Here is a 21,769-nt window from a genome sequence, read left to right as displayed (position 1 = left end):
CGGCCTGACGTTCGACGGATGATCGAATGTCGGGCTCTGCGCACGCCAGGTCGTATCCGTGACCGTGACGGCGGACGGACATGCGACAGCAGGTAGATGGGGGGAGCATCAACGCTGCCAAAAGAACCGCTCGCTGAGGAGTGGACGCCGATGCTCCCGGACTCGGCCGTACCGCCGTCGTTGGTGGTGCTGCTATCCCACCTACAGCCGTGTTTCACCGCGCCGAGTTTCATCACGTTCCGCGCACTGGTGTGCGGCCTGCTGGCGCAGACACGGGAACGAACGGTCTGCGGCATGCTCATGGGCGCCGGGCTGTCCCGGGTGTGGCCCCATCATCGGGCCCACCGGTTCTTCTCCCACGCCGTCTGGTCCCCCGAACAGCTCGGCTTGGCCCTGGCCCGCCTCGTCGTCACCCTCCTGGTACCGACCGGCGCCGTGACGGTAGCCATCGATGACACCTTGTTCCACCGGTCGGGGAAAAAGGTCTGGGCGGCCGGCTGGTTCCACGACGGCTCCGCGACAGGCCCCACCACGGTCGGATTCGGTAACACCTGGGTCCTCGTCGGGATCGTGGTGCGACTCCCGATGCTCGACCGGCCGGTGTGCCTACCCGTCCTCGCCCGCCTCGCCCGGACGAACACCATGTCTCCCCTCCCGGCTGCGGCTGGCCCGCCAGATGGTCACCACGCTGACCACGGCGCTCCCCGACCGCAGCCTGCACGTGGTCGCCGACGCCGCCTACGCCGGTAAGGAGCTCCGTGGCCTACCCGCCCGGGTGACCTGGACGACCCGGCTGCGGGTCGATGCCGCCCTGTACGACCTGGCCCCACCACGCACCGGCCGCCGTGGCCGGCCCCGGTCCAAAGGAGCGCGGCTGTCGAGCCTGACCGCGCTCGCCGCACAGGTGTCGTTCGCCCCGCTGCCGGTGCGCCGGTACAGGAAGACCGCCACCGTGAACATCGCCACCGTGCGCTGCCTGTGGTACGGCACGTTCGGCCCACAACCGGTCATCGTCATCCTGCTGCGCGAGACCAGCCCCGCGGCGGCTATGACACCGCACTGGTCACCACCGACGCCCTCACCCGACCGGCTGAGATCATTCACCGGTATGCCGCCCGCTGGTCGATCGAAGTCATGATCGAAGATGCGAAGCAGCTCATCGGGGTGGGACAGGCCCGTAACCGGCTCGCTCACGCCGTCGAGCGCACCGTCCCGTTCGGCCTGACCTGCCAGACCCTCACCATGCTCTGGTACGCCACCGTCGGTCACACCCCCACCGACGTCACCGACCACCGCGACCAGGCCCCCTGGTACACCACCAAGGCCAACCCCTCCACCGCCGACATGATCGACAAGCTGCGCCGGGTACTGATCGCCACCAAATATCAGGTCACACGCCCCGACCAGCCGACCCCCGAGGAAATCCACACCATCCGTCTGGCATGGGAGCTCAACGCAGCGTAACAGCGAAAGTCGAGAGCAAGCCCTGAGCTGGGAAAACAATCCGGTCGACAGAAAGAATGACCATTCATCATCATGATCATTTACATGCAACGCTATGACCCACAGCCATCAATATCATGCCTTCCCTGAACCTCGTCCCATGGGTCGACACTCCGGCCGGGCTGCGGTAGAATTCCTACATTCCGGATACCAGACGAAAAATTCCACTCCCGGCCCCGGCGCAATATCAGCGATTTATCGTGACGGGCACAGGCTGACGATCTCTCCTAATCAACCAGCACGGCCCGGCTCCTCGCCGACAGTCAGCCACGCTGCTTGTCGAGCGACCTGAAAATACCGTATGGCTCGATCATGGCCATTCATCATGGTAGGTGTCTCATATGCTATCCATTACCACGTCAACCATCGGGCAAAGCTCGCTGCTGCATATGGTCCGGCGCGGTGACCTCCCGTCGGATATCCGGATCGAGACTTTACCCTGTACTGACGCTACCAGCAGACCTGAGATCGCCTGGCGCACCGGCGAACCTCGACTGGAGTGGTTCCGTGCGCTGTTGGACGGCTCCCCCGGCCTGCGCTGGATCCATTCGGACTACACAGGCGTAGAGGATCTCCCGCTGGACGAACTGGCCGCCAGGGGGATCCTGCTGACCACCGCGGTGGGCGCGAACTCCCGCCCCATCGCCGAATGGATCGCGCTTGCCCTGCTCACCGCAAGCAAAGGTCTCCTCGACTTCGTCGACCGGTCAGCCAGGGCGGTCTGGGACACCAGCATCATTCCCGTAGACCTCGTCGGCCGGCGGGCGTTGATGCTCGGACTCGGGTCGATCGGCGTCGAAGCCGCGCGGCTACTGGATCCCTTCGGGCTCCGCCTTACCGCGGTCACCCGCCGGCCACGACCAGATCCGGTTCCCGGAGTCGAGCGGGTCATTTCCGACGCATCCTGGCTGGACCTGCTCGCTGAATCGGACTTCCTGATCTGCACCCTCCCATTGACCAAACGGACCGACGGAATGATCGGTAAACGGGAACTCGCCCTGCTGCCGTCCCACAGCTGGCTCATCAGCATCTCCCGCGGCGCAGTCGTCGACTCCGCAGCGCTGATCTCCCGACTTGACGCCGGCCTCCTCGGTGGAGCGGTGCTCGACGGCCATAGACCTGAGCCGTTACCCGTCGACCACCCATTGTGGCGCCGGCCCAACGTCCTGATTCTCCCGCATCACACCTGGCGCTCGCCGCACAGCCGCACCCGGTTCGAAGCGATGTTCGTCCGGCAGTTCCACCGCTGGGTGAACATCGAAGAAATGGTGAACGTCGTCGATTACGACCACGGATACTGAAAAACGGTGGCCACCGAGAAAGGTAGGGCAATCATGACGACAAGCACCGCCCCGGTAGATCCGCAGCCGCTGACAACCAAAACCCGCTGCGAGAACGCGCCGACTGTACCGCCGGTCAGGCTCGCGCTGAACGAAAGTTCGATCCCACCCCCGGCCGCCGTCCTCGATGCCTTCCTTCGCACCGGGCAGACTCCCCACCGGTATCCCGAACCATTCTCCGAGACCCTCGTCGCCGCAATAGCTTCCCAGCTCGGCGTGGCGGCCGACCACGTATTCGTCGGTGCCGGGTCAATGGGAATTCTGCAGGACCTGATTCGCCTGCTGGCGGCCGGCGGCGAGGTGGTTTATCCTTGGCGTTCCTTCGAGGCATACCCGCTGCTCGCGGACAACGCGCCCGCCACCTCGATTGCACTGCCATTGCGCCCGGACGGGCGATGCGATCTGGCAGCCCTGGCCGGCTCCTGCAACGATGCGACCCGGATGATCATCTTGAGTAACCCGAACAACCCGACCGGGACCATCGTCGAGAAAGGCGAGATCGACTGGCTGCTCGAACGGGTACCGGCGACGGTCACAATCGTCCTCGACGAGGCATACCGTGACTTCGCGGACCCCGACCGTATTCAGGATGGTCTTGATCTTCTTCGCCGCCAGGACAATGTTGTCGCGTTGCGCACATTTTCGAAGTCCTACGCCCTGGCCGGCCTGCGCGTCGCCTTCTCCGTGTCAACCCCGGCGCTGGCCGAGAAGCTGCGGTCCACATCCTTTCCCTATCGGGTCAACGCACCCGCGCAGGCGGCCGCACTGGCAGCCCTGAACGAACACGAATGGCTGCGCCAACACTGCGCCGTGGTCCGGCGTGAACGGATACGGCTCACCGATGGGCTGCGCCGACAAGGCTGGACCGTATGGCCCAGTCAGGCCAACTTCGTGTGGCTGGATGCCGGGGCCTACGCCACCCGGATCGGACAGACGCTCGCATCGGTCGGCATCACCGTCCGGATCTTCCCCGACGAAGGAGTTCGGATCACCATAGCGGAAGGAGAAATCAACGACCGGGTTCTGGCCGCAGTAGCGTCATGCGCGCCCGGTCAGCTCGGGTCGCCCGACAGGATGCTTCAGCGGAAGGTGGAACAATGAGCATCGGACCGCCCGGCAAAACCGATGCCGGCACCCGCCCCCATGGAATCGACCCCACCGAGCGGGAACTACGGGTACAGCTGGCGGCCTGCTATCGGATCTTCGACCACCTTGGGTGGACTGAGATGATTTTCAATCATGTGACGGTCCGCCTCCCCGGTCCAGAAAACCACTTGCTCATCAACCCTTTCGGGCTCCTCTACCATGAGGTCACGGCATCCAACCTGGTCAGGATCGACCTCGACGGCAAGGTCGTGGAACCAGGAGACTGGCCGGTTAACCCAGCCGGCGTCATCATTCACACGGCAATACACTCAAGCCGCCCGGATGCCCACTGCGTGATGCACACCCACACCACCGCCGGCAGCGCGGTGGCCTGTCTTCGCGACGGGCTGAGCCCGGACAACTTCTACTCCGCCCAGTTGGCCGGCCAGCTCGCCTACCACGACTTCGAGGGTGTCACCGTATATCCGGACGAGTGCGGGCGCCTGGTGGAGAATCTCGCTGACAAGAACATCATGATATTGCGGAACCATGGCCTGCTGACCACCGGCCGGACGATTCCGGACGCCTTTCTCCGACTGTGGCTGCTGCAGCGTGCCTGCGAGATCCAGCTCGCCGCGCAGAGTTCCGGGCAGACCCTCACAGCCGTGACCGCACAGGCGCACAGGCGCTCGTCCGCCGGCATGCGTGCCGTGCAGGACAGTGGTGGTGGCGCGAGGGAGGTCTTCGAAGCCATGCAACGCCTGATCGAACGCAAGGACCCCGATTACCGGCGGTGACATAATAGCGACTCGATGGCGGAACGTCGAACTGAAACGAGGACCCCGATGATTGCACCCACGCCCGCCGTCACAGCGTTGCGTGCGCTGCCGCGATCCGAACGCCGGGCAGCACTGGAAGCCATGGTGGCAGCGGAGTTCAAAGTCACCCTGCTGATAGCCGAACAGGACGATCTTCCGCTGGACCAGAACTATTTCGACCTCGGCCTCACCTCGCTGCGGGTCATTGACGTCAAACAACGCCTTGAGGCCACACTGGGATGCGAGATCGACACGTCCGCACTGCTGCGCAGCCCGACCGTGCGACACCTGATTGACCTCCTCACCCAGGAGGCTCTCCTGGAGCTTTTTGCGGTTCCCGGGGGGCGGGAAAAGCCGGTCGAGCAGCCGGCTGCAACGGCGGGCCACAAGCCTCTTGTCGACGAGCTCCTCAAGGACCTGTACGGGATCTGACCGCGAACCGTTCGGACCCGGACCCGGCCCACGACCGCGCGAACAGACCTGCTCGGGCCCGGACGACAGGAGGGACGACGATGTCGGGTGTATCCCATCCCAGCCATGAGGAACTCACGCAGGCGAGAGCGACCATCAGCCAGCAGGAGCTGCTCATCAGACAGCTGCTCCTGGAAAAGTACGAGCCGATCGCCATCGTTGGCGTAGGTCTGCGCTTCCCCGGCGGTAATGACAGCCTGGCTGATTTCACGCATTTTCTTCAGGCCGGACACTCTGGTATCGGGCCGATTCCCGCCGATCGTTGGGACAGCACTTTCTTCGCCACCACCGACGCAGGCACCGATAGCACCGACGTCAGAGGCAGAATAACTACCGTCGGCGGCGGTTTCCTGGACGGAATCGACCAGTTCGATCCGGAGTTCTTCGACATCTCGCCGGCTGAGGCTCAGTACATCGATCCGCAGCACCGGCTGGTACTGGAAACCGCATGGGAAGCGCTGGAGAACGCCGGCATCGATCCCACTCCGCTACGCAACGGCGATGGTGGTGTGTACGTGGGGGTCAGCGCCGGAGACTACGCGCTGGAGGTCGACTCGCTCGGTTACGAGGAGCTGGCTGCACCCATCGCCACGGGCACCGCACACAGCGCACTACCCGGCCGACTGTCGTGCTTCCTGGGATGGCACGGTCCCAGCATCGCGGTTGACACGGCCTGCTCGTCGTCACTGGTGGCGCTGCATCTCGCCGTCGAGGGCCTGCGGCGTGGGGAGTGTGGGATCGCCCTGTGCGGCGGGGTGAACCTCATCCACCACCCCCGGGCCCATATCCTTTTTTCGCAAGCCAAGCTGCTCGCCCCGGACGGGCGGTCGAAGACCTTCGACGACGCCGCGGACGGCTACGCCCGCAGCGAGGGTTGCGGGATGATCGTGCTCAAACGTCTGTCGGACGCCAGGCGTGACGATGACACGGTCCTCGCCCTCATCCGAGGTACGGCGGTGCGGCAGAACGGCGGCAGCGGCGCCTTCACCGTTCCCGACGATGCAGCCCGCGCTGCCCTCATGCGCGCGGCCCTCACCAGCGCGCTGCTTGAAGCCGGCGACATCCAGTACGTCGAAGCTCATGCGCTGGGAACGCCGTTGGGAGATCTGGTCGAGATCGCCGCGATCGGTACCGTGTTCGCGGAGTCCCACAGCGCGGTTGCCCCCGTCGTGGTTGGCACTCTCAAGCCGAACATCGGTCATATGGAGGCGGCGGCTGGCATCGGAGCAGTCGTTAAGGTCGCCCTTCAGGTACGTGATGCCGTGATCTATCCGCACCTGCACCTGCAGACCCCCTCGCGGCAGATCCCCTGGGACAGCTATCCGATCGAGGTGCCGACACAGCAACGCCCGTGGGAAGCGCTCACCCGGCGCGCTTTGATCAACTCTTACGGATTCGCCGGAACCATCGCCACAGCCGTCATCGAGCAGGCTCCTGCGGGGACCATCCCCACCTGCGAGGAGAACGACAGCGACGCCCATGTGTTCACCCTGTCCGCAAAGAGCGAGCAGGCCCTGAGCATGCTGGTCGGGAAGTACCAACAGCACGTGGAGGATCATCCCGACCTGTCCATAGGCGACCTGTGCTACACGAGCAACATCGCTCGGGCCCACTTCGGCGTCCGCCTCGCGGGTGTGGTTCACGACCGCGATGAGCTGACATCCCTCCTTGAGCAGACGTCGGCCCGGTTTCGCCAGGCGCCGCGCGGGGACGCGGGCGACCAGCCTGGGATCGCGCTGGTGTTCACCGGGCAGACCACCGCCTGCGCAGGGCTGGGGCGGTCGCTCTACGAGCGCTCCCCGGTCTTCCGTGGGCACCTCGACGACTGCGACCGGTTGTTCACCCCCCACCTGAGCCGGTCCGTCCGCGACCTACTCCTGGGTAAAATCGAAAATCCCGACGGACCCGACGAGGCCGGCGACACCCGGTCTGCGCTGTTCGCGCTGGAGTACTCCGCCGCGAAGATGTGGATCAGCTGGGGTATCCGGCCCGATACGGTAATCGGCTTCGGCATCGGCGAGATCGCCGCCGCCGCGATCGCAGGTCTGTTTTCGCTGTCCGACTCGGTCAGCCTGATCGCGGCCCTGGGCCAACTCAGTGCACCGCAAGTCAGTGCGCCGCAGGTCAGTGCGCCGCAGGTCAACATGTTCCGCGAGGCCGTCGCCGACATCGGTTTCCGCGAATCGGACCTGACTCTTGTCTCAAGTCAGACCGGTGCGGTGGCTGATCCCGCCGAAATCCGCACAGCCGAATACTGGGCCCGCAATTCCGGCGAGCCGAGCGGTTTCGCGGCTGGCCTGCGCACCATCGAAAGACGTGGCCGGCATGTGTTCATCGAGGTCGGCCCGCCGTCGACGCCGATCGATCTGTGCCGGCAGTCCGTGGCCGTCTCCGCCCACCGCTGGCTCACCAGTTTACGCCCGGCAGACGCAAGCGGCAGTGTGCTCCACGAGTCGATGGCGGAACTGTACACCGCGGGCGTGCCAGTGTCCTGGGCCGAATACCACCGCGGCCACGAGCGATGCAGAACAACCTTGCCCAGCTATGCCTTTGACCGGTCGCGGTACTGGCTGCCGATCACCGACAAACTCCACACAAATGCCTCGGAATAGACGTGCTTGATCTGGTGCGGTCCGGACCGGCTGTGAACCTCCGAAATATCTGTGAACCAGAAAACAGCTGAGAACCGTTCGAGAACTGAGGAGTCCGCCCGATGCCCAGTGCGATCTACCATCCAAGCATCCGAACGCTCGCCGACACGGCGGCCTTCCACGGGCGGCGGCAACCGGAACACACCGCCATCATCTGCGAAGGCCACGCCGTCACCTACGGCCAGCTGCACCGCGAGAGCAACCGCACGGCGCATGCGCTGCACGCCCACGCCCGTGGCAACAGCCACAGCCACAGGCACCAGCCGCGCGTCGCCCACCTCGGTAAGGATTCGGCGCACTTTTTCGACATCCTGTTCGGCTGCGCCAAGAGCGGAACGACGCTGGTACCCCTCAACTGGCGCCTGACCGCCGGCGAAATCGCCCACATCCTGCGCGACTCCGGTGCTGAAATGCTGTTCGTGGGAGCGGAGTTCCTCGGCATGGCAGAAAAGGTCGGTACCGAACTTCCTGAACCCCCGGCGTTAGTCCTGCTCGACCAACCGGACGCCGTTGGTGCGGGTTTCCTGGCCTGGAAGGCGGAGCATCCCGACACCGACCTCGACACGAATCCAGCGCCCGAAGATCCCCTCGTGCAGGTCTACACGAGCGGTACGACGGGTCGGCCCAAGGGGGTCGTACTCGCCCATCGCAGCTTCTTCACGATCCGCGACAGGCTTGCTGAGCACAACCTCGACTGGGTCGACTGGCAGCTCGGCGATGTGAATCTGATCAGCGTGCCCGGTTTTCACGTCGGCGGTCTTTGGTGGGCCATCCAGGGCTTCAGCGCCGGCATCACCAACGTGGTGACACCCATGTTCGTCAGCCGGGACGCCATCGACCTCATCCGGAAGCACGGGATCACCACCACGTGCCTGGTACCGGCAATGTTGCAGATGATGCTCGCCGAGCCCGGAGTGAGCCACGCCGACTTCACGACCCTGCGCAAGGTGGCGTACGGGAGTTCCCCCATCACGGAGAAACTGCTCCAACAGTGTCTAGCGACGATCGGCTGCGAGTTCACCCAGATCTACGGTCTCACCGAATGCGGCATGGCCGCGGTATTCCTGCCACCGGACGAACATGTCGTCGGTGGCCCGCGTATGAAGGCCGCGGGCCGCCCGTGTCCAGGCATCGACCTTAAGATTGTCGACGACAGAAGAAGACCTCTGTCGGTCCACACCGTCGGTGAGATCTGCATCCGAACGCCTGCACGCATGCTCGAGTACTGGGGCCTACCAGATGCCACAGCGGATACGCTCGTCGACGGCTGGATTCACACCGGGGACGCCGGATACCTGGACGAGGACGGCTTTCTGTTCATCTGCGACCGGATAAATGACACCATCATCGTCGCTGGCGAGAATATTTACCCGGCGGAGATAGAAAACGCTCTGGCCGGTCACACCGGCGTATTTGAGGCGGCGGTCGTCGGGATACCCGACGACCGCTGGGGCGAAGCCGTCCACGCGTTTGTCGTGCCACAGCCAGGCCAACACGTGAGTCCACGCGAGCTCATGCTCTTCCTCAAGGGAACCATCGCGGATTTCAAGATCCCCACCAGTTACGCCCTCATCGACCAGCTACCACGAAACCCGAGCGGAAAAGTTCTTCGTCGCATACTACGCGACCAGTTCTGGCAGCACCGGGAACGCAAGATCAACTAGCCAGCCAAAAGGCGTGCGATCATGATTCTCCTCGCACGCCCGGCGACCCCGGAAAACCTGGTCCGCCAACAGAGAGGTCACCACGGCCATGAATGGGCGAACACCCGCAATAACCGGCACCGAGCCCCTGCGGACCAGCTATGTTCTCGACAACGCATGGCATGCCGAGCGGGAACGGCTCGGTAGCATCACAGAGCTCTATGACGCCGGTACCCTGGAACTGAGTAAGAGACTCGGGCTGACAACGGGCTGGCGCTGCCTGGACCTCGGTGCCGGGACCGGCAGCATTGTGGAGCTGTACGCCGACCGTGTCGGTCCAACCGGCGAGGTACTCGCCATCGACGCCGACACCCGCTTCCTCGACCCGCTCGACGGCGGCAACATCTCGGTCCGCCGCTCCGACGTCACCGTGGACCCACTCCCCGCGGACCACTTCGATCTCGTCCACGCCCGCCTGCTGCTTGAAAGCGTCCGCACCCGGGACGACGTGTTGCAGGCGATGACCACGGCCGTCCGACCGGGTGGATGGGTGCTGGTAGAGGATCTCGACTGGTCCACCGCGTCCGTCATCGACCCACCCGCCGAGGTACATCAGCGGGTCGTCAGGGCCTGCGAAACGTTCTTCAGCAACCGTTCCTACGACCCGTACTACGGTCGGAAACTGCCCCGCGCGTTCCAGGCCGCGGGCCTCGTCGACATCGGCACCCAGGCTGTCTCGATCCAGGTCCAGTCGGACCCGGAGCATGGCCTCCGGACGTGGGAACTCCTCGTCGATCAGCTCGGCCCAGGCATGCTCGCCGACGGGCTGGTGACTCAGGCGGACATTGACGCCTTCCACCAGCTCTGGCACGACGGCACCACCGTCTGCTTCGGGCCGCTGCTGGTCAGCACCTGGGGTCGTAGACCCGTCCTCGACGACGTGGCCAGACCAGACCGCGACCCGACCGGGTGATCAACGTCCTGGCAGCGTCCTGGCAGCTGGAATGCCAGAGCGGATTTTCGGGTGGGACGGGTGCATGCCGGACGCGCCGGGTAGGCCTGGAGTCACCAGGCACCTCCGGACACCGTGCAGGCACCTGGGCAAGGAGGTGACGAGGCGGAACAGCCGGTTGGCGCGGTTGCGCGTGTGCCCCGCCAACACGACACAAAGGGCGCCGCCGTCCGGCTCCCCACGGACGGTGGTCCTGGTGACGAGACGTGGACGGACGCCGCCACGGCGGTCGTCGGAGGAACTACCCATGGCCAAAGCTGTCGGAATCGACCTCGGAACGACCAACTCAGTGATCGCCGCCTGGGAGGGCGGTGAGCCCACGGTCATTGCGAACGCCGAGGGTGCGCGCACGACCCCGTCCGTGGTCGCGTTCACCGAACCCGGTGAACGCCTGGTCGGCCAGCTGGCGCGACGGCAGGCGATCCTGAATCCCAAGGGCACGATCTACTCGGCCAAACGTTTCATCGGCCGCCGCCACGACGAGGTGGCAAGCGAGGCGACGGCGGTCGCGTTGGACGTCGTGCCCGGCCCCGACGGACTCGCCCGTTTCACGGTCCGGGGGAAGCTGTCCGCCCCCGAAGAGATCAGCGCGATGATATTGCGCAAGCTCGCTGACGACGCCGGGAAGTTCCTGGGCGAGAAGGTCACCGAGGCGGTCATCACCGTCCCGGCCTACTTCAACGACGCCCAGCGCACCGCGACCCGGGACGCGGGAAAGATCGCCGGACTCGGCGTGCTGAGAATCATCAACGAGCCGACCGCGGCGGCGCTGGCCTACGGGCTGGACAAACGTCAGCACGAGACCGTGATGGTGTTCGACCTCGGTGGCGGCACCTTCGACGTGAGCATCCTCGATGTCGGAGACGGTGTGGTCGAGGTGCGTTCGACCGCCGGGGACACCCATCTGGGCGGCGACGACTTCGACCGCAGGCTGGTCGACCACCTTGCGGACGACTTCCGACGCGAGCAGGGCATCGACCTGCGCGACGACCCGCAGGCGCTGCAACGGCTGTTCGAGGCCGCGGAGAAGGCGAAGGTGGAGCTCAGCTCGGTGACCCAGACGCAGGTCAACCTTCCGTTCGTCACCGCGGACGCCGCCGGCCCGCGGCACCTGACCGCCACGATCATGCGGTCGACCTTCGAGCAGATCACCGCGGACCTCCTCGGTCGGTGTCTCGGGCCGGTCCGCCAGGCCATGGATGACGCGAAGGTGACCGGTGACGACCTCGACGAGGTCATCCTGGTCGGCGGCGCGACCCGGATGCCGGCCGTGCAGTCCCTGGTGCGCAGGTTGACCGGCGGCAAGGAACCGAACATGAGCGTCAACCCGGACGAGGTCGTGGCCCTGGGCGCCGCGATCCAGGCCGGGGTACTCAAGGGCGAGGTCACCGATGTGCTGCTGCTCGACGTGACACCGCTGTCGTTGGGGGTCGAGACCCGTGGCGGCGTCCTGACGAAGATCGTCGATCGGAACACGACGATCCCGGCGCGGCGCGCGGAGGTGTTCTCGACCGCGGAGGACAACCAGTCCGCGGTCGACGTCGTCGTGCTCCAGGGCGAACGGGAACGCGCGGCCGACAACCGGGTGCTCGGCCGTTTCCAACTGCACAACATCCGGCCGGCGCCACGGGGCGAACCGCAGGTCGAGGTCACCTTGGATGTCGACGCCAACGGCATCCTCAACGTCACCGCCCGCGACAAGGACACCGGTGGCCAGCAGGGCATCACCATCACCGAGAGCTCCAATCTGGACCGCGGCGAGATCGATCGGATGATGGCCGAGGCCGATCGCAACCGCGCGCAGGACCAGGCGCTGCGCCAGGCGGTGGACGCCCGCAACGAGCTCGACGCCGTCGCCTACCAGGTCGAACGCCGGTTGGGAGAGCTCGGGGACACCGCCGCCGAACACGAGCGGGCACGGGCGGAGATGCTGGTCGGCCAGGCGCGTGAAGCCGTCAGGCAGGACGCACCGCCCGACCGGGTCCGGCCGCTTACATCCGAACTTCAGCAGGTCTATCACGGCCTGATGGCCGCCGGGACCCGACCCGACGGGCAGGCGGGCGCCACCGGCGGCTCGGCTGGTGGTCCGGCAGGCGGCGAGGACGTCATCGACGCGGACTTCGACCGAAGCGAGCCTGAGCGCTCATGACCTCCACCGACCCGCCTGCGCACGCCTGCGACAGCCCGGGTGACCATCCGGCGCCGGACGATGACCGGTCTGCGCTGGACGACAACCGGTCGGCGTTGGACGACCGGAAGGACCATCTGCTCCGGGCACTGGCCGATCTGGACAACATGCGCAAGCGGTATGCAGGCGAGCTGCGTCGGGAGCGGGCGGCCGAACGCAGCACCGCGACGGCCGCCTGGCTGCCGGTGCTCGACAACCTCGAACGCGCGCTGGCCCACGCCGACGCCGACCCGAACGTGATCGTGGCAGGGGTGCGGGCCGTGCGCGATCAGGCCGTGGAGGTACTGGACCGGCTCGGTTACCCACGCCGCGACGAGGTGGGGGTGCCCTTCGACCCGGCCCGGCACGAGGTGGCGGCCGTCGTCGAGAACACCGGCGCGCCGCCGGGAACGGTCCTGGAGGTGGTGCGTCCCGGCTACGGCGATGCCGAGCGGCAGCTGCGGCCGGAGGCCGTCGCCGTCAGTGGACGGCAGGATGGCGTCGCCGTCAGTGGACGGCAGCAGGACTGACAGCCATGGCACGCGACTACTACGAGGTGCTCGGCGTGCCACGCGGTGCAGGCGCCGAGGAACTCCAACAGGCCTATCGCAAGCTCGCGCGCACCTACCATCCGGACGTGAACGCCGATCCGGCCGCCGAGGAGCGGTTCAAGGTGGTCAACGAGGCCTACAGCGTGTTGTCCGACCCGGGTACCCGGGCGCGCTACGACCGCTTCGGGCCGGACTTCCGCCAGATCCCGGCGGACTTTGACGAGCGGGCAGCCGCGGCTGGCTTCGGCCGGGGCGCACAGGGCCGAGGTCCACAGGGCCGAGGCGCGCGAGCCGGCGCCGGCCGCGGGCGGACCCGACGGGGTGGTGAGGCAGCCGCCGGGCAGGGCTTCGACGGCGGTGGGGGTTTCAGTGGTGACGGGGGTTTCAGTGGTGACGGGGGCATCAGCGGGGGCGTCGGTGGCGACGGCGACGGGTTCGGAATCGACTTCGAGGATCTCGTCGGTGACCTGTTCGGCGCCCACGGCGCGGCCGGCCCCATCCCCGGAGCCGATCAGGAGGCTGAACTGGAACTGACCGTGGAGGAGGCATTCCAGGGTGGCCGGCGGCGCGTCACCCTTGCCGGGCCGGCCGGACCGCGCAGCTACCAGGTCACGATTCCCCCCGGCGTGGTCGACGGACAGCGAATCCGGCTCGCCGGGCAGGGTGGGCAGGGCAGGGCTGGCGGCCGGGCCGGCGACCTGTACCTGGCGGTGCGGATCGCGCCGCATCCCCGCTACCGGCTCTCCGGCCGGGACATCCACGTCGAGTTGCCGGTGACGCCGTGGGAGGCCGCGCTCGGTGCGAGCGTCGCGGTCACGACCCCACGTGGCGAGGCGAAGGTCCGGGTCGTTGCGGGTTCGTCCTGCGGGCGCCGGCTGCGCCTGCGGGGCGAGGGGATGCCCAACCCCAACGGGGGCACCGGCGACCTGTACGCCGAGGTCCGGGTGATGGTCCCCCCGACCCTCACCCCTGCTGAACGCCAGCTGTTCGAGCAACTCGCCGCGGAGTCGACCTTCACCCCGAGGACGTGACCATGAACGTCCACCCGCGGCCGGAGCGCCGGCCGGCAGCGCCCGAAACCGTTCGGGTGGGCTACCCGCTCGCCCGGCGCTCCCAGCGACTGACCGTGGACGCGCTCGCGCGGCGAGCCGGCCTGCACCCGGACCTGGTCCGCCGGTTCGTCGCGCTGAGCCTGCTGGACGCGACGCGTGACGCCCGTGGGCAGCTGTGGTTCACCACGGACGCGCTGGTCACGCTCGGTCGCATCCAACGGCTGCGGGCCGGGCTTTCGCTGAACTACGCGGCCGTCGGCCTCGTGCTGGACCTGCTCGACCGGGTCGAGACGCTCGAGCGCGAACTGCGCGGCCATCCGCCGACGTCCCGTCCGGGTTGACCAGGTACCAGACGCGTCCGCCGCCGGTGGCCGGTGGTTCCTATGGTCGCGGGTCGGTGTGCGCCACGAAGCCGGCCAGGATGCGGTTCACCGCCTCGGGGTTGGCAAGCATGATCAAGTGCCCGCAGCCGCGGACCTCGGCCGTCTCCAGCTGCGGGCACAGTTCACGCAGCCGCTCGGTGTCGGCGGGGAAGCTGCCGGCTATGTACAGCAGTGGGCAGGTGATCTTGGCCAGGGCGTCCTCGGACGGGTAGGCGATGAAGTGCCGCCAGGTCGAGACCAGCACGTGCCGGGGGGTGGCGGTGACCTCGGCGATCGTCTGCTCCCGCACATCGTCGGAGGTACCCGGCGCGAACACCAACTCGTCGGCGAAGCCGCGGATCGCCGCCAGCCAGTGCTCGGACTCAAGGCCGGTGAGGAACTGGCGGGCGGCCTCGTCGAATCCCGGGCCGGCGAGAGTCGGACCGTCAAGAACGCACAACCCTCGGACGAACTCGGGGTAGCGGCTGGCGAAATCGAAGGCGATCCGGTCGAAGCTGTGCTGGACGACGATCGCGCGGTCGAGTCCCAGTTCGCGACATACGGCGGCCAGGTCGTCGGCCGCGCCTTCGACGGTGTAGTCCTGTTCGGGTTTGTCGGACTCACCGTGGCCGCGCCGGTCGAGCGCTACCACTCGGTGGCTGGTGGCGAAGTGCGCTACCTGCGGCGCGAAGTTGGTCCGGTTCCCGCCCCAGCCGTGGACGAACAGAATCGGCGGCGCACCAGCCCCACTGTCGTCGTAGGCGATACCGGCTCCGTTGATCTCCATGGTTGCCATCGGTCTCCCTTTCGTCTTTCGAAACACCGTCGGGATGACCTTAGGAAGGCGTGCGCTTATCAAGCGTCGACAATTGTCGTCATCTTCGGTTCGAACCGCTGCGGCCGGCTGCTACCGAGAACTATGTAGTCCGGTTGGTCGGTTTGGCGCTCAGGCCGTGTGCGATGGCGAACGCGGTGGCCTCGGCCCGGTTTCGGGCGCCGATCTTCGTGTAGATGTTCGCGACGTGGCGGTTGACCGTGAGCAGCGACAGGACGAGATCGACCGCGATCTCCTTGCTCGTCCGTCCGGCCGCGAGCAGTCCGAGTACCTCGACCTCGCGCGGAGTCAGCCCGGCGGGGCGGGGCCGCGTCGAGGTGTCGTCGCCCCGGCCGGTACGCCCGCCGGCGCCCACCCTTGCCTGGTGGTCCGCCGAGCGTGCCCATGCGGCCCAGCCGGGCATGGCGCGCCGGTCCAGCGCGCGTAGAGCCGTGTCGAGAGCCATCGGGTCGGCCCGGACGATCGCGTCGTCGACGTCGACGAGTGCGCGGACGGCGTGGCCGCCACCGGCGGTCGTGGCATGCCGTGCCACCGCAAACTGCTCGGCCGCGCCGATCCGGTCGCCCAGCAGCGCGGCGACGCGGCCAGCGCCATGTTCGGTGGATCCCATCGGGCCGGGCGGACCACCGCTGGTCCGGTGCCGGTCCAGCGCGGGGGCCAGCCAGCCGGCCGCTTCAGGGTCGCCCAGTTCCCAGGCCGTGGCAACGCCGAACCAGAGCGTCCCCGCGACGGCATGATCATGCGGGGACAGCTGGACGAGCAGGCCGGCGACGTCGCGCAGCCGCGCCCGGGCCGCGTCACCCTCACCGGCGAATGCATGGCAGAGCGCCGCCAACGCGACGAACACGTTCGCGAAGGGCGCCTTGGCGGCCAGCGGGCCTCGCAGCCAGTCCCCCAGCCGCGCTCCCAGGCCGGACCAGTCGGCGTCGCGGGCGAGGTATCCCAGAATCACCGAGTGGGACACGGTCCCGAGCAGATGGCGCCGATGGCCGGACCACAGCCCCTCGACCAGTCCGAATGCCCGCTCCAGGTGACCGTGCGCGGCGGCGACGTCACCTGCGAGCGCCGTGCACAGGGCAAGCTGCGCGCACGCCTCGCTCCTCGCGACCACTGACCCGACCCGTTCACCGACTGCCAGCAGTTCCCGGTAGCAGTCGGTGGCGACGGTAATCCGGCCGTGGCGGAAGGTGAAATCCCGGCCCACCAGGTCGAGACCGCGCATGACCGCCCGCGGACTCGACCAGCCCTGAACCCGCGCCAGCAGTGCCTGTGTCTGTTCGACGGTTCTCGGCTGGAACGGTTCGATCGCGCGGGCCTGGTCGTCCTCGCCGCCGCGGGAGCGCAGGACCGCGACGGCGTCGGCCGGGTACTCCCGCCATCGCCCGACCCGCACCCACGCCATCGCACCGGCCTCGACAGTGTCAACCGGGTCCACGGCGACCGCCAGCCGGGCCCACGTCAGGGTACCGTCGTCTGCGATCAGGCGAAGACCGTCACCTACCAGCGGCTCCCAGGCCGAAGCGGGCGCACCTTCCCGTAGCGCGTCGACCACGTGGACGACGAGTTCGGCGCCTTGCACCGCGTCGAGCAGGGTGAGCGCGCGACGGGTGGTCTCGGGTGCCCTGGTGCCGTCGAGGGCTTGCGCCTGCGCGACCGCCAGCCGCCGAAGAACCTCCGCCCGTTCGTTGCCGCCTTGGGCCGGCATCAGCTCCAGGGCGTTGCCAAGCAGCCGGACGGCTTGGCCGTGAGCGTGGTCGCGGCTGGCGGACTCGGCGGCATGCAGGCAGTGGATGACGCCGCGTTCGGCTCCCGGCAGCGCCCGGGACCGCAGGTACTGCTCCGCGACGGCAGCGTGATCGGTGGGCTGTTCGCCTTCGAGGACGTCGGCGGCACGGCGGTGCAGGCGGGCAGCCCGGTCGGGATTGATCGAGTCAGCCAGCGCGTCGCGGACGATCGCGTGCGCGAACGCGTAGGGGGCGCAGACATTCGCCGTGCGTCGCAGGAATCCTGTCGCCAAGGCCTGGTCCACCGCGTCGAGTGCGCCCGCCTCGGACAGTTCCGCCACCGCGCCCACCGTGGCCAGGCGCAGGTCGCCGGAAAACACCGCGGCGGCCTGCAGCAACGATCGCGTTGCCGGTGCCAGCCCTCCGACGCGTGCCCGCACCGCCTGGCGGACGGTGGCCGGAATGCCCAGCGCGGACACGCTCGTGTCACTGAGCCACCGTCCGTCGCGTCGGACGAGTTTGCCGTCCTCGACCAGACCTCGGGCTACTTCGCGGACGTAGAACGGATTTCCCGCCGTGTGCTCGTGCACCGCGCGGACGACCGCCCGCGGCACCTCGTCCGTCCCGGCTGGCTCGTCGCCACCGGTACTCCTGGCGCCGGTATGCCTGCCGCCGGTCTCGCCGAACGTCCGGGCCAGGTAGCGCCCCACGCCGGTCGGGTCGAGTCCGCGCAGCCGCAGGTCGAGATAGCCGTGGATGCGGACGAGGGAGCCGAGCAGGGCAACGAGCGCAGTGTCGCCGGCAATGCCGGTATTGCCGGCAATACCGCTAATGCCCGACACCGCCGGATCGGGGTCCCGATACGTGCCGATCAGTACAATGCCGGCAGCCACCGCTCGCGCCGCGACGTAGCCGTAAAGCTCGAGGCTGTCCGCCGTCGCCCAGTGCAGGTCGTCTATCACCACGACGGTCCCCGGACCGGCCCCGGCGGCGGCAAGGGTCTCGTGGGCTGACGCGAACACCCGCAACCGTGCCTCGCGTGGGTTCAGCTGCCCCGTGCCGATGTCAAGGCCTCCGAGCGGTGCCATTGCGTCCACCCACGGGCCGTACGACGGTTGGGCCTGACCCTGGAAGCACGCGCCCCACAACACCCGGGCACCGGCGCCGGTCGCCATCTCAGCGAAGGCACGACAGAGGGCTGTCTTGCCGACACCTGGCTCGCCGGAGATCGACACGACGCTGCCCTGACCGGACCGCGCGCGTTCGAGAGCGTCCTGCAGCAACGCCAGCTCCGGCCCGCGCCCGACGAGACCCCCCACGCGAACGCATGCTACCCGCGAAGATCTCACCGGCGAAGACGCCGTCCACAGTTGCGGACCGCAAGGGCAGCGGGTGCGACAGGTCGGCTCGCACCAGGGGGATGTGGGACGACCGGGCGTTGTCAGTAGGCGCCCTCGCGACGCACGACGGCGAACAGCGTCCGCCAGAGGATCACGAAGTCCATGGCCAGCGACCAGTTCTCGACATAGCGCAGGTCCAGGCGGATCGACTCGTCCCACTCGAGATCGGAACGGCCGCTGATCTGCCACAGTCCGGTGAGCCCGGGCTTGACCATCAACCGGCGATGTACGTCGCCTTCGTACTGCGCCACCTCCGACGGCAGCGGCGGCCGCGGGCCGACCAGCGACATGCTTCCGTTGATGACGTTGAACAACTGAGGCAGTTCGTCCAACGACCACTTGCGCAGGAAGCGCCCGACCGGGGTCACCCGGGGATCATTACGCATTTTGAACAGCAGGCCCTCGGAACGCTCGTTCGCCCCGCGGAGCCCCTCCAGACGCGCTTCGGCGTCGATGTACATCGAACGGAACTTGTACATCCGGAACGAATCACCACCGCGACCCACCCGGGTCTGCTTGAAGATCGCCGGACCCCGGCTGTTCAGCCGCACCGCGATTGCGAGCCCCAGGAGCAACGGCGCGAAAATCATGACCGCGGTGAGCGCGAGACAACGGTCGACCAACGCCTTCAGGACCCGCCGGCCACCGGTGAGCTCCGGTTCCTCGATATGGAGCAGGGGAAGGCCAGCCACCGGGCGGATCGAAATACGGGGACCGGTGACGTCGGTGAGCGCGGAGCTCACCAGAACGTCGACGTCGCTGCCCTCTAGAGCCCACATCACCTGTCGAAGGGTGTCGCTGTCCAGCTGCGGACAGATGGCCACCGTCGTCGCTCTCGTGGCCTGGATCGCGGTGTGGAGGCTGTCCAACGTTCCGACGATCGGAACCCCGAGCAGGTCGAAGCCACTTCGTTCAGGCAGGTCATGGCTGTGGCGACCCGGGGACCGATCAAGACAGACCCCGACCACCGACCAGCCGGACGTCGGGTCACGATGGGCCAGGCGGACAAGGGTCGCCGCCGACTCACCAGCACCGACAACCAGCACCCTGTGCAGACAGCGACGGTTTCGCCGCATATGGTGAAGAATGCCACGCCCGCCACTCCGGCCGACAACCGAAAGGACGGTGGCGACGGGAAACGCAATGAGAATATAGCTTCGAGCAATCTCAAGTTTTGTCGCGTAGGAAATCACCGCAACGCATGCGGTGATCCGGGCCGCCGCGTTCACGACCCGCTTGAATTCCTCCGAACCGCCGCCGAGAAAACGTCCCTCATATGCACGCCCGAATGCCATCGACAGCGCCCAGGCCACCGGCAGTAAGCCGCTCATGAGGATGTACGGCCATGAGGACTGAAACGGATGGTCACCAAAACGCACAAAGAACGCTATAATCGCGGCCAGCACACAGCCCAGAATGTCGAACACGATGAGAAGGCGAACATACCTGCGCTCCCAGGCGACCTGAGCACGGTATCCCACCCGCTCCATGGCACCCGTGGCCGCTGATTCCGGGACGGCGGACCGATGCCGGCGAGACTGCCGGCCGTCCTCGGGCATGTCGCCGAAATCGGGATCAGCTTGATCCCACATGTCAAAACCACGGACAAGGGGGGCCAATCTGGCCCCCGTCACTGCCCGAGCGTCACCGGGCATTGTCTCCGTCACTGCCAGCCCCCCCAGGACTCGGACGACTTCTCACTGTCTGCAATCATAAGATCTCAATCCGCACGATCGGGCGACCTGCTGCCAGCGCTCCGCCACGACCGTGTGGATGTACCCACCCGGATCGTTGCGGCCACCGCGGAACAGCGTCGATCAACCAGGAACCAGCCTCCGCCGCGGCCGTCCAGGCGTCGTCAAACGCCGTGTCCGGCGGGTCGGATACCCGGACGGACGCCATCGGGGTTCGATCTCCGGCAGCGCGTGCTCCGTTCCTCGGTGAGGCCTCGGTGAGGCATGGACGCGATCGCGCGACAGGTCCGACAGGTCGCAACAGAACCAATCGCGGTCCGCGAGAATCTCACCCGTCCCAACAGATCGGTAAACCGAGCCGCCGTGTTCCGGCCGCCGTTGTCAGATCCTACGGGAACCGTGAATGGCATGTCGGAACAACCGCCTGGGATTACCACACGGAAAACCGTACCGGTACCACTCGGGAAGCAATCCGGCGACCCCCTTGAGGTTACCGGAAGCGGTCGGCAAGGTGACGCGGGTCAGACATCCATGGACTTGTGGTAACCGATGGTAGCAGAGAATCACAGCCATCCACGATCGGGGACGAAGTTACGCGACGTAATTGCAACATAATGACCAGTTTACCCGGAACGCCCACCCGGATGCCCGCTCAGACGGGGGCGGCCCACGACCCAATCGGATGAAAAATCGGTACGAACCAACATGAATGGTGCCATTCCGCTGGCGGGTCGCGGCCGGACGCTACGGCAGCGCCGCAACGAGATCAGCGACCGGCTTGCGAACCCCGGTGAAGAACGGCGTTTCCAACCGGGTATGCACCCGCGCCCGGCTGCCGCGCAGGTGCCGAAGGCAGTCGACAATCCGGTGGAGCTCGTCCGCCTCGAACGCCAGCAACCACTCATAGTCACCGAGACCGAAAGCAGCCACTGTGTTCGCCCGGACATCAGCGAACTCCCGACCCATGATCCCGTGTTCGGCCAGCATGCCCCGCCGTTCGTAGTCGGGCAGCAGATACCACTCCAGTGACCTGTTGAACGGATAGACACAGACATACGGCCGGGGATCCTCGCGCCGGACATAGGCGGGGACGTGGTTGCGGTTGAACTCGGCCGGCCGGTGCAGGCCGACCCCGGACCACACCGGGGCCATGGCCCGCCCCAGGGCACTCTGACGGAACCGCTGGTAGGTCTCCTGCAGCAGGTCCGGATCCGGACTGGTCCACCACAGCAGGACGTCGGCGTCCGCGCGGTACCCACTGATGTCGTACATGCCGCGGGTGTAGACGTCCTTGGCCAGGGCACCGGCAAGCAGGCCCTCCACCTCCGCGACGACCGCACCGCGGTCCGCGGGTAGCGGGTCCCGCGCCGCAAAGACCGACCAGGAGGTGTAAAGGAGCTCGGCATTGAGATCGCGCGCGGACAGCGCGGGAGTACCCGGGGAGATCTCGGTACTGGGCT

18 protein-coding genes are annotated in these 21,769 nt (G+C 67.1%); 14 read left to right on the top strand and 4 right to left on the bottom strand.

The window, feature by feature from the left end:
- Nucleotides 1-150: 150 nt before the first annotated feature.
- From U9979_RS11150 to U9979_RS11085, 14 genes are all read left to right on the top strand, one after another.
- Nucleotides 151-750 carry a transposase gene (locus U9979_RS11150; protein WP_322779317.1) on the top strand — a complete coding sequence of 200 codons (600 nt, stop codon included), beginning with the start codon at nt 151-153 and terminating at the stop codon, nt 748-750.
- The gene (locus U9979_RS11145) at nt 722-1,138 is read left to right on the top strand and encodes a transposase (RefSeq protein ID WP_322779316.1); all 417 of its coding nucleotides are present in this window, start codon (nt 722-724) and stop codon (nt 1,136-1,138) included. The genes U9979_RS11150 and U9979_RS11145 overlap by 29 nt, the downstream gene beginning before the upstream one ends.
- Nucleotides 1,135-1,464 (top strand): hypothetical protein, encoded by a 330-nt coding sequence (locus U9979_RS11140; protein WP_322779315.1) that lies wholly within the window; start codon nt 1,135-1,137, stop codon nt 1,462-1,464. Before U9979_RS11145 ends, U9979_RS11140 begins: the two co-directional genes overlap by 4 nt.
- A gap of 380 nt (nt 1,465-1,844) precedes the next feature.
- Nucleotides 1,845-2,804 carry a D-2-hydroxyacid dehydrogenase gene (locus tag U9979_RS11135; protein WP_322779314.1) on the top strand — a complete coding sequence of 320 codons (960 nt, stop codon included), beginning with the start codon at nt 1,845-1,847 and terminating at the stop codon, nt 2,802-2,804.
- Nucleotides 2,805-2,837: 33 nt separating this feature from the next.
- Complete coding sequence (locus U9979_RS11130) at nt 2,838-3,944, top strand: aminotransferase class I/II-fold pyridoxal phosphate-dependent enzyme (protein ID WP_322779313.1); 1,107 nt, start codon at nt 2,838-2,840, stop codon at nt 3,942-3,944.
- On the top strand, nt 3,941-4,726 hold the full coding sequence (locus tag U9979_RS11125; RefSeq protein WP_322779312.1) for a class II aldolase/adducin family protein: 786 nt from the start codon (nt 3,941-3,943) through the stop codon (nt 4,724-4,726). Before U9979_RS11130 ends, U9979_RS11125 begins: the two co-directional genes overlap by 4 nt.
- Before the next feature lie 48 nt (nt 4,727-4,774).
- Nucleotides 4,775-5,179 carry an acyl carrier protein gene (locus U9979_RS11120; protein WP_322779311.1) on the top strand — a complete coding sequence of 135 codons (405 nt, stop codon included), beginning with the start codon at nt 4,775-4,777 and terminating at the stop codon, nt 5,177-5,179.
- 80 nt (nt 5,180-5,259) lie between these two features.
- On the top strand, nt 5,260-7,830 hold the full coding sequence (locus tag U9979_RS11115) for a type I polyketide synthase (RefSeq protein WP_322779310.1): 2,571 nt from the start codon (nt 5,260-5,262) through the stop codon (nt 7,828-7,830).
- A gap of 101 nt (nt 7,831-7,931) precedes the next feature.
- Complete coding sequence (locus tag U9979_RS11110) at nt 7,932-9,533, top strand: long-chain-fatty-acid--CoA ligase (RefSeq protein WP_322779309.1); 1,602 nt, start codon at nt 7,932-7,934, stop codon at nt 9,531-9,533.
- Nucleotides 9,534-9,621: 88 nt separating this feature from the next.
- Nucleotides 9,622-10,485 (top strand): methyltransferase domain-containing protein, encoded by an 864-nt coding sequence (locus tag U9979_RS11105; protein ID WP_322779308.1) that lies wholly within the window; start codon nt 9,622-9,624, stop codon nt 10,483-10,485.
- 286 nt (nt 10,486-10,771) lie between these two features.
- The gene (gene dnaK / locus U9979_RS11100) at nt 10,772-12,673 is read left to right on the top strand and encodes a molecular chaperone DnaK (RefSeq protein ID WP_322749602.1); all 1,902 of its coding nucleotides are present in this window, start codon (nt 10,772-10,774) and stop codon (nt 12,671-12,673) included.
- On the top strand, nt 12,670-13,221 hold the full coding sequence (locus U9979_RS11095; RefSeq protein ID WP_322779307.1) for a nucleotide exchange factor GrpE: 552 nt from the start codon (nt 12,670-12,672) through the stop codon (nt 13,219-13,221). Before dnaK ends, U9979_RS11095 begins: the two co-directional genes overlap by 4 nt.
- A gap of 5 nt (nt 13,222-13,226) precedes the next feature.
- Entirely contained in the window at nt 13,227-14,273 is a 1,047-nt protein-coding gene (locus tag U9979_RS11090) for a J domain-containing protein (protein WP_322779306.1), read from the top strand.
- Nucleotides 14,274-14,275: 2 nt separating this feature from the next.
- Nucleotides 14,276-14,635 (top strand): chaperone modulator CbpM, encoded by a 360-nt coding sequence (locus tag U9979_RS11085; protein WP_322779305.1) that lies wholly within the window; start codon nt 14,276-14,278, stop codon nt 14,633-14,635.
- A gap of 40 nt (nt 14,636-14,675) precedes the next feature.
- Here the strand turns inward: U9979_RS11085 and U9979_RS11080 are convergent, their stop codons facing one another.
- From U9979_RS11080 to hemQ, 4 genes are all read right to left on the bottom strand, one after another.
- Entirely contained in the window at nt 14,676-15,452 is a 777-nt protein-coding gene (locus tag U9979_RS11080; RefSeq protein WP_322749606.1) for an alpha/beta hydrolase, read from the bottom strand.
- 121 nt (nt 15,453-15,573) lie between these two features.
- Entirely contained in the window at nt 15,574-18,534 is a 2,961-nt protein-coding gene (locus U9979_RS11075; protein ID WP_322779304.1) for an ATP-binding protein, read from the bottom strand.
- Between the two features lie 122 nt (nt 18,535-18,656).
- On the bottom strand, nt 18,657-20,105 hold the full coding sequence (locus tag U9979_RS11070) for a sugar transferase (RefSeq protein ID WP_322779327.1): 1,449 nt from the start codon (nt 20,103-20,105) through the stop codon (nt 18,657-18,659).
- Between the two features lie 948 nt (nt 20,106-21,053).
- The gene (gene hemQ / locus U9979_RS11065; protein WP_322779326.1) at nt 21,054-21,755 is read right to left on the bottom strand and encodes a hydrogen peroxide-dependent heme synthase; all 702 of its coding nucleotides are present in this window, start codon (nt 21,753-21,755) and stop codon (nt 21,054-21,056) included.
- Nucleotides 21,756-21,769: the final 14 nt, after the last annotated feature.

This window comes from Protofrankia sp. Cas4 (assembly GCF_963555915.1).
GTDB lineage: Bacteria > Actinomycetota > Actinomycetes > Frankiales > Frankiaceae > Protofrankia.
Note: the sequence above shows the minus strand (reverse complement) of the source record. Positions and strands in the feature narration are given on the sequence as shown.